General features: G+C 33.2%; 3 protein-coding genes, 4 tRNA genes and 1 rRNA gene. 1 reads left to right on the top strand and 7 read right to left on the bottom strand.

Going from position 1 to position 8986, the window contains the following annotated elements; all coding sequences use genetic code 11:
* Positions 1–181: 181 nt before the first annotated feature.
* Together pflA and pflB are read right to left on the bottom strand one after the other, a co-directional pair.
* Positions 182–940 carry a pyruvate formate-lyase-activating protein gene (gene pflA / locus GMA11_RS08740; protein ID WP_163546767.1) on the bottom strand — a complete coding sequence of 253 codons (759 nt, stop codon included), beginning with the start codon at positions 938–940 and terminating at the stop codon, positions 182–184.
* Positions 941–1037: 97 nt separating this feature from the next.
* A complete protein-coding gene (gene pflB / locus GMA11_RS08735; protein WP_163546766.1) occupies positions 1038–3347 on the bottom strand; it encodes a formate C-acetyltransferase in 2310 nt (769 codons plus the stop codon).
* 270 nt (positions 3348–3617) lie between these two features.
* Between pflB and GMA11_RS08730 the strand changes: the two genes are divergently transcribed.
* Positions 3618–3689: transfer RNA gene (locus tag GMA11_RS08730), tRNA-Arg, on the top strand.
* A gap of 193 nt (positions 3690–3882) precedes the next feature.
* On the opposite strand, the gene GMA11_RS08725 is transcribed toward GMA11_RS08730, so the two are convergent.
* The 5 genes from GMA11_RS08725 to rrf form a co-directional block, all read right to left on the bottom strand.
* A complete protein-coding gene (locus GMA11_RS08725) occupies positions 3883–8340 on the bottom strand; it encodes a ZmpA/ZmpB/ZmpC family metallo-endopeptidase (RefSeq protein ID WP_163546765.1) in 4458 nt (1485 codons plus the stop codon).
* Between the two features lie 229 nt (positions 8341–8569).
* A tRNA-Thr gene (locus GMA11_RS08720) sits at positions 8570–8642 on the bottom strand.
* 4 nt (positions 8643–8646) lie between these two features.
* Positions 8647–8719: transfer RNA gene (locus tag GMA11_RS08715), tRNA-Thr, on the bottom strand.
* Positions 8720–8780: 61 nt separating this feature from the next.
* Positions 8781–8854, bottom strand: a tRNA-Asn gene (locus GMA11_RS08710).
* A gap of 10 nt (positions 8855–8864) precedes the next feature.
* Positions 8865–8980 (bottom strand): 5S ribosomal RNA (gene rrf, locus GMA11_RS08705).
* Positions 8981–8986 lie beyond the last annotated feature (6 nt).

Raw genomic sequence — 8986 nt, 5'->3', positions numbered from 1 at the left:
ACTCACGAGAGATAGCCATTTTTTACAATATAGTTCTTTATTTATCATTTTTAAATGTAAAATCCAACGTATTTTTCAAAACTGGAAAAATACGTTGGATTTTTTAGATATATTGTCAACAGTCTGAAAAGATATGTTGATATACCTCAACATATCTTTTTATCATCTATACACTTATTTTTCACATAGATAAATAAGCTGTATAATCTTTACAATGTAATAAGCGATTAGCATTTTCTACACGATCTGGTGTAGGTGGCTCCACATCTTTTAAAGGATACGGAATACCTAGCACCTCATATTTATAGACACCTAACTTGTGATAAGGTAACACTTCTACCCTTTTCACATTTTTCAATGTTTTCACAAATTTATCTAATCGTACTAACAATTCATCTTTATCCGAACCACCTGGTACTAAGACATGTCGAATCCAAACAGGTTGATTTACCTCAGACAAATATGTTGCCGCATCTAAAATATTTTGATTACTTCGTCCTGTTAATATTTTATGCTCTTCGTCATCAATTTGCTTAATATCCAATAGAATCAAATCTGTATATTTTAATAATTCATTAAATTTTGAAAAAAATGGCTCATCAAATGTGAATGGAGCTGCACAAGAATCTAATGTCGTATGGACACCTTTTTCTTTTGCCAATTTAAAAAATTCAATTAAAAAATCAATTTGAATTAAAGGTTCTCCGCCACTAACCGTGATACCCCCTCGTTCTCCCCAAAACTCTTTATACTTTAATGCTTCATTCAATAAATCTTCTGCCGTCCACTCACGTCCTCCTTGACCTAGCCGCCAAGTATCTGGATTATGACAAAATTGACATCTCAAATGACACCCTTGCATAAAAACTACAAAACGAATACCAGGACCATCAACAGAACCAAAACTCTCTGTTGAATGAACCCTTCCTAAAACAGTCATGCGCTTACCTCCTTTTTCTTTGATTTCTTTACAATTAGTTTATCATAATAAACAGAAAAGCTGCAAGAAAGACTTACAGCTTTTCATCACACACAGATTAGAATTGATTGTGAATAACACGATTTAAAATATCTGCAATTTGTGCTTTTGTTGCTTTATTTAAGTACAATGCATATCCAGATACACGTAATACAGCATGTGGATTTTCTTCTGGATGTTCTAAAATTTCAATTAGTTTTTCACGATTTAATACGTTAACGTTTAAGTGATGTCCACCTTTCACAAAGTATCCATCTAACATTGTTGCTAAATTCGCACGACGATCACTATCATCACGTCCTAACGCTTTTGGATGAATAGCAAATGTATATGAACTACCGTCTTTTGCATCATCAAATGGAATTTTCGCAACTGATGATAGTGCAGCTAAAGCACCTGATTTAACAGAATTATATTGAGGGTTAGCTCCTGGTGCGATTGGTGTCCATGGTTCACGGTATCCTACGATTTCTGGGTTAGAACCTGTGAATACATTTCCTAAAGATTTTCCATAAACAATATTTGATGTAATTGTTAAAATAGATGTTGTTACCTCTGCATTACGGTATGTTGGTAATTTACGTAAACGTTCCATGAAATCATGTAAGAAGTTTGTTACTAATGAGTCAACACGATCATCATTATTACCAAATGTTGGGAATTGTTCTCCTTCTACAACATAATCTACTGGGAAACCTGTTTCATCACGAATAATACGGATTTTTGAGTATTTAACAGCTGATAACATATCTCCTACTAACGCTAATCCTGCAATACCTGTTGCAAAGTAACGATGTGGATGTGTATCTAATAAAGCCATTTGACTTGATTCATACGCATAACGGTCATGAGAACGATGAATAATGTTCAATGCACGCATATACGTTTTAGCTGTCCAATCCAATACTTTATCTAATTTTTCCATCAATTCATCATAATCTAAGTAATCTGAAGTAATTGGTTCTAAACCTTCGATAACTTGATCGCGTGTTTTTTCATCAATACCACCTGATACAGCATATAATAATGCTTTTGGTCCAGAGAAACGTGCTCCAAAGTATTGATGCTCTAATCCCATAACAGATGGAGATACACAACATGCAATCGCAGCATCAGTTGAACCTAATCTCATACTCATAACAGCATCATTTTCATATTGAATAGCAGATGTATCAATAGATACTTGTGCACAATATTGACGATAAGCCAATGGTAATTTTTCGTTATAGAAAATTGTCAAGTTTGGTTCTGGTGACTCACCCATTGTATACAATGTATGTAAGCAACGGAATGCTGTTTTTGTTACTAATGAACGTCCATCATTATTCATACCTGCAATAGATAATGTTACCCATGTTGGCATACCAGAGAACACATCATTAAAATCAGGCGTACGTGCAAAACGAATCATACGTAATTTCATTACAAAATGATCAATAAATTCTTGTGCTTCTTGCTCTGTAATTAAACCAGCTTGTAAATCACGTTCAATATAAATATCAAAGAATGCATCCATACGTCCTAGTGATGTTGCCGCACCATTTGTTTGTTTTGCTGCTGCTAAGAATGCTAAATAAGTCCATTGAATAGCTTCTTGTGCTGTTTGAGCAGGACGACGTAAATCAAATCCGTGTAAATCCCCTAATTTGATTAAGTCATTTAAAGCACGATATTGTTTTGAAACTTCTTCACGTAATTGCATTTCTTCATCAGTGTAAGTTTCTTTTTCAAGATTTTTCCAATCTTGATATTTTTGTTTCATTAAGAAATCTACACCATACAACGCAACACGACGATAGTCACCAATAATACGTCCACGACCATAAGCATCTGGCAGACCTGTAATGATTTTGTTACGACGTGCTCTACGAATAGAATCATCATAAACATCAAATACACCTTGGTTATGTGTTTGTACCCAATCTGTAAAGATTGATTCTACTTCTTTATCTAAACTATAACCGTACGCTTCTAAGGCTTGTTTTGCCATACGCACACCACCAAAAGGATTTAAACCTTGTTTTAATGGTTTGTCTGTTTGTAAACCAATAATTTTTTCGTAATCTTTTAATTCATCACTAATGTAGGCTTTATCGTAAGCTAAAATCGTTGATACGACTTTTTCTTCCATATCTGCAACGCCATTTTCAACTTCTTTAGCAAGTAAATCTTGGAATACTTTATTTAATTTTTTTGTGCCCTCTGTTGCTTCTGCTAAGAAAGACTCGTCCCCTTTATATTCTGTATAGTTATCACGAATAAATTGTGCAACATCAATATTTTCTTTCCAAGCTGTTCCTTTAAAACCAGCCCATTGTTTATCTTCAAATCCAGCTAACAATTCTTTTGTTGTTTGTGCCATTTTCATTCTCCTTCTTGTGATGTTTTTAACAAAAGTATATTACTTATTGATACAGTTATTGTATCACAATTAGTACAGCTATGTAAAATAAAATCAAGTCTTTTATCTATTAAAAACATATATTTTTTTAGCTTTTTATAAAAAATATAAAAAGTATGATAAATCTGTCACAATTTTTTGTAACAGTTCTATAAACAAAAAACAACCTGTTATATAACGCTTAAATATTTTTAACTTGAATTTACTATAAAAATTCAGTAAACTGATACTAGTCTAGCACCATTAGTGTAATGGATATCACGTAAGATTCCGGTTCTTAAAATGGGGGTTCGATTCCCTCATGGTGCGTAAAAAACATTGATAAATCGATGTTTTATCCAATTAAAATCTTCTTTTAAAAATAGGTACCTTTATTCTTTTAAGTTTAATACATATTATATATCTCTACTTTGTACCAACATAACTTTTAACTTTACTCTAAAAGAAAAGAAATGTACCAAATGGTTACTCCACTTGATACACATCATTTTCATCATCTAAACTAATCTTCTTTTTTTACTCTAATTATATACAATAGCCAACTAGTAAATAAAGACAACCAACCTATCTCTATTGGGATATTTTTAGTACTTGTTTTTGGTAATATTTTATCTTTAGATACTTCTTGTTCAACATTTTTTATTATTTTTTTGTTTAAATAAATTTCCTTTTTATTAGACAATACAACTGAAGCGATACTCTCCATAGATACTACTTTTTTTGTTCCAATTCGTACTTTTTCAATTACAGGTTGAATGATAACTTCTTCTTTTTCTACACCATTAACAATATAAATGCGTTTTTTACCAACTTTCCCTACTTGTTCTACAATTCTTGTTCCAATAGTCAAAGTATTATCTTCAATCGTTTCAATCGTAAATGGTATATTTTCAATTATTTCCGATTGGTCTTTAAGTTTTGTCCCCCTATATATAACAGTCGGTACCATTGCTTTTATCACTTCTTCGGTGACAAAAGGTTCTCCAAAAGCAACACCTTTTTTAAAATGTTGTACTTTTCTCACGCGTTTTAGTCCGACTTGTCCTTCTTCCGTGCGTACTTCATCTATATACATTGTCGCATCTGCTTCTTCTTTTATCGTAACTGGAATGTCCTCTTCTGTTTCTGTAACAGTTTCACTGTCAATTGGTTTTGTCCCCCTATATATAACAGTCGGTACCATTGCTTTTATCACTTCTTCGGTGACAAAAGGTTCTCCAAAAGCAACGCCTTTTTTAAAATGTTGTACTTTTCTCACGCGTTTTAGTCCGACTTGTCCTTCTTCCGTGCGTACTTCATCTATATACATTGTCGCATCTGCTTCTTCTTTTATCGTAACTGGAATGTCCTCTTCTGTTTCTGTAACAGTTTCACTGTCAATTGGTTTTGTCCCCCTATATATAACAGTCGGTACCATTGCTTTTATCACTTCTTCGGTGACAACAGGTTCTCCAAAAGCAACGCCTTTTTTAAAATGTTGTACTTTTCTCACACGTTTTAGTCCGACTTGCCCTTCTTCCGTTCGTACTTCATCTGTATACATTGTCGCATCTGCTTCTTCTTTTATCGTAACTGGAATGTCTTCTTCTGTTTCTGTAACAGTTTCACTGTCAATTGGTTTTGTCCCCCTATATATAACAGTCGGTACCATTGCTTTTATCACTTCTTCGGTGACAACAGGTTCTCCAAAAGCAATGCCTTTTTTAAAATGTTGTACTTTTCTTACCCGTTTTAGTCCTGCTTGCCCTTCTTCCGTGCGTACTTCATCTGTATACATTGTCGCATCTGCTTCTTCTTTTATCGTAACTGGAATGTCCTCTTCTGTTTCTGTAACAGTTTCACTGTCAATTGGTTTTGTCCCCCTATATATAACAGTCGGTACCATTGCTTTTATCACTTCTTCGGTGACAACAGGTTCTCCAAAAGCAACGCCTTTTTTAAAATGTTGTACTTTTCTCACACGTTTTAGTCCGACTTGTCCTTCTTCCGTGCGTACTTCATCTGTATACATTGTCGCATCTGCTTCTTCTTTTATCGTAACTGGAATGTCCTCTTCTGTTTCTGTAACAGTTTCACTGTCAATTGGTTTTGTTCCTCTATATATAACAGTAGGTACCATTGCTTTTTCAACTTTAGAAACGATGATTGGCTCTCCTAATCGCACTCCGTTTTCGGTTGTCCATATTTTTGTAATAAGCTTTACACCTAATTCCCCAACCTCTGTTCTTGTTTCATCTTCCCAAAGGTTTGCGTCTTCACGGTGAGTAATCGTAATCGGAATATCTTCACGAGTTTCTTCAATGTCTTTGCCGTAAACGGTTTCTTTGTAGATAGTATTTCTAAAATCACTCGTGTCGTTTAAATAAAATTCAAATATTTTTTGTTTTAAATCATGAACAGCAGTAACCCCAATCAAAATATTTTGTCCATATTGTTTATTTCTCTTCATCTGCTCTAAATCTTTAACAATTGCTTCATCCATTAATGTCTGTAATTCACTATATTTTTTAAAATATGGCGTTTCTTTTAATTGATCTACTTTTTCAATACGGCGTTTAAACATATCTTTTTTAAATATAGCTAAATTTCCCTGATAAGCATTATCTAAAATAGCTGCCAAAGCTTCTTTATCATTGGCATACTGATTAGATAGATATGGAATCATCCCGTTTTTATACCCATATTCAGCCAACAATTCGTAGGCATAACGTCTAAACGTAACATCACCTACTGAACCGACATCATTTTGAACACCTGCATATATTGGCTCAAAAAGTGGAACAACATGATATCCATTTGGTGTTGCTTCTCCAACAGTTTGACGCCCTTTAAAAGCTAATCGACCGGATACAATACCTTTATCAATAAAATCATTGATAGAGGTCAAACTTCCTGCTGTTGTTTCATCAATATTTGAAAAGCTGTCTTTTACTTGATTTGTTCGTTTTGCATCTGGTATAAGCGTTACTTTATTTAATAAAATTGCTCTATTATCATTAGATTGTTTGAGTATAGATTCAGACTCTGCATAGTCTAATGTATACAAAACATCCATTATCCCTTGCATATACTCTTTTAAATCAGATTCTTTTTGAAAACGATTAGGCGACTCATTTTGTGTTCGTCCCTCTCCACGTAATTCATACGTGGTATTTAAATTAAAAATTGATTCATAACCAGAAGCACCTTTTGTATTATTTAATGACTCAAATAGACCTCTAGCATAGACTTCAACACCCTGACCTTCACGTCTGGCATATCCATTAAACCAAACTTTTTGATCTAGCATGTGCGTGATTTCATGAGTATAAACAGATTGTCCTCTATCGGTTAATGTTTTTGCTAAAAAATGATTCACTATATCCCCAGTAGCTTGTCCATCTGCTTGTAAAAAATCTAAATGATACCTAAATGGAGCCATAAACTGACGAATACCATCTACACTATTTTCACCATACGACGGCAACCATGATTGTTTCCCTGATTCAGTTGGATTATCACTATATCTTCTCATCGTATCAATAACTAAAATATCATTTCCTTCAAATAATCTATCTTTTTTTTCACTAATACGATACCAAAAATCGACAAAGGCTTCTTGTTTAACAGCTGTTTCTTTCATCATTTCTTTGAAAGACTCAAATGCCACCTCATCTGTTTTATCTTTTAAATATGAATCCAATAAACCGTAAGTAACCGTACTCATAGTACTAATTGCATATAAACTTTTTTCATTAACCGTTAATAACGGAATTAAATGTGAGCGTAATCGTGTATCATGTGACATCTTCTTGAATAAATTAGAATCTGCATAAGGACTCTCAGATTCAACAATTATCACATTTGTATTTTGTTTAAACCAATCGCTCGGTGTCAAGTTTGGTTCAAACATTTTAACATGATTTACAATAAAGTCATAAATTGTATTTTGCTTTGTAATAGATTTGATTCTTTTCTCATATGTTTTATCTGTATTTGATAATTCAACATCAGCATAGGTTAGACGCCCAATATCAATCAATCTATCCAATGGATCGGTTTTTGTACCATATATTTCTGGATGATACAAAATTAAATCTTTTGCTTTTATAGTATCAAATTTAAAAGGATATTGTCTTTCTAAATAAGATAAACCTAATAAAATCTGAGATTTATTCTCTATGATCTTATTCATATCTGTTTGAACAGAACGCTCGACAAGTCCTTTTATTGTATTTTCGATATTATCTTTTACATGTTCAAATTGGTGTCTCATATCCAACTTATCCATATATACTTGTTTAATACGAGCATTCAATTCATTTTCTGTAGGCTCTCGTCCGATTTCTTTTTTTAAATCATTTTGAATTTGAAGTCTTTCTAAAAAACGAACTCTTGGTTGCAATATAGTATATAAATCATCATATTCAACTTCTTTAAACGCTTCAATAGCTGGAACTAATTGGTTATCATCTACAACTTGTTTTGGTTCGTACGCATAAGAACCATTTGCTTCTTCTTTTGTAATTGTTCCATCATTTTTTATCACTAAAACTTTATCCACTGTACCATTACTAATAGTTTCATTAATATTTCCTTCATTATCTAATGGAATAATGGCTTTTACATCATTCACATCCACATTTGCCATTCTAAAAGAAGAATGGTTTTCTAAAGAGGTTTCTAATGCAGTTTCTTTTTCTCTATTCTCTACATCATTTACATTATTATCAATATTTGCAGGAATTTTATCATCATTATTGTGTAAACTTTTTTTGTCTAACAACTCTTTTTCTAAAGTTTTTTTATTTTCAGTATTTTCAGTCACATCAACCATATTTTTTTCAACTGCGTAAACGCATTCATTACACCCTATAAATAAAACCCCAAAAGCTACACAAACCGAAACAACACCAATAGAATATTTTTTTATAGCATACTTACGTACTCTTTCACCCAATACATTCCTCTTTCCGTACATTTTACATACCTCCCACAATATTTATCCATAAATTTATTTACATTATAGCACAACAAATCGTAATTGTTAGAGTTAACTATATAATTTATAAGATATTTTGGATTCTATTGAGGCATTTTTGATTAACATTTTTTATTTATTGACATAAAACAATTAAATAGTCAAAATAACGTGTGTCAACATACCGTTAACACACGTTAAAAACATTTTTAAATTAGATTTTTAGATAAGCTGCTTATCGGGATTGAACCGACGACCTCAACCTTACCATGGTTGCGCTCTGCCAACTGAGCTAAAGCAGCAAAATGCCGGCTAAAGGACTTGAACCCTCGACCCTCTGATTACGATTCAGACGCTCTACCAACTGAGCTAAGCCGGCATTATATTTTATATACATCACACTTAAATGATTGTAAAAAAAAACGCATAAATGCGCTATACTCCGCAAGTAGGACTCGAACCTACGACATCATGATTAACAGTCATGCGCTACTACCAACTGAGCTATTGCGGATAAACCAAAAGCGTGGCAACGTCCTACTCTCACAGGGGCAATGCCCCAACTACCCTCGGCGCTAAGAAGCTTAACTTCTGTGTTCGACATGGTGACAGGTGTGTCCTTCTTGCCATCATTACCACACTTTCT

Source organism: Granulicatella sp. zg-ZJ (assembly GCF_010892355.1).
Lineage (GTDB): Bacteria > Bacillota > Bacilli > Lactobacillales > Aerococcaceae > WM01.
This window is presented reverse-complemented; position numbering and strand designations above follow the sequence as displayed.

Coding starts and splice junctions, on each gene's coding strand:
- pflA (WP_163546767.1), bottom strand. CDS start 940: ATGACTGTTTTAGGAAGGGTTCATTCAACAGAGAGTTTTGGTTCTGTT.
- pflB (WP_163546766.1), bottom strand. CDS start 3,347: ATGAAAATGGCACAAACAACAAAAGAATTGTTAGCTGGATTTGAAGAT.
- GMA11_RS08725 (WP_163546765.1), bottom strand. CDS start 8,340: ATGTACGGAAAGAGGAATGTATTGGGTGAAAGAGTACGTAAGTATGCT.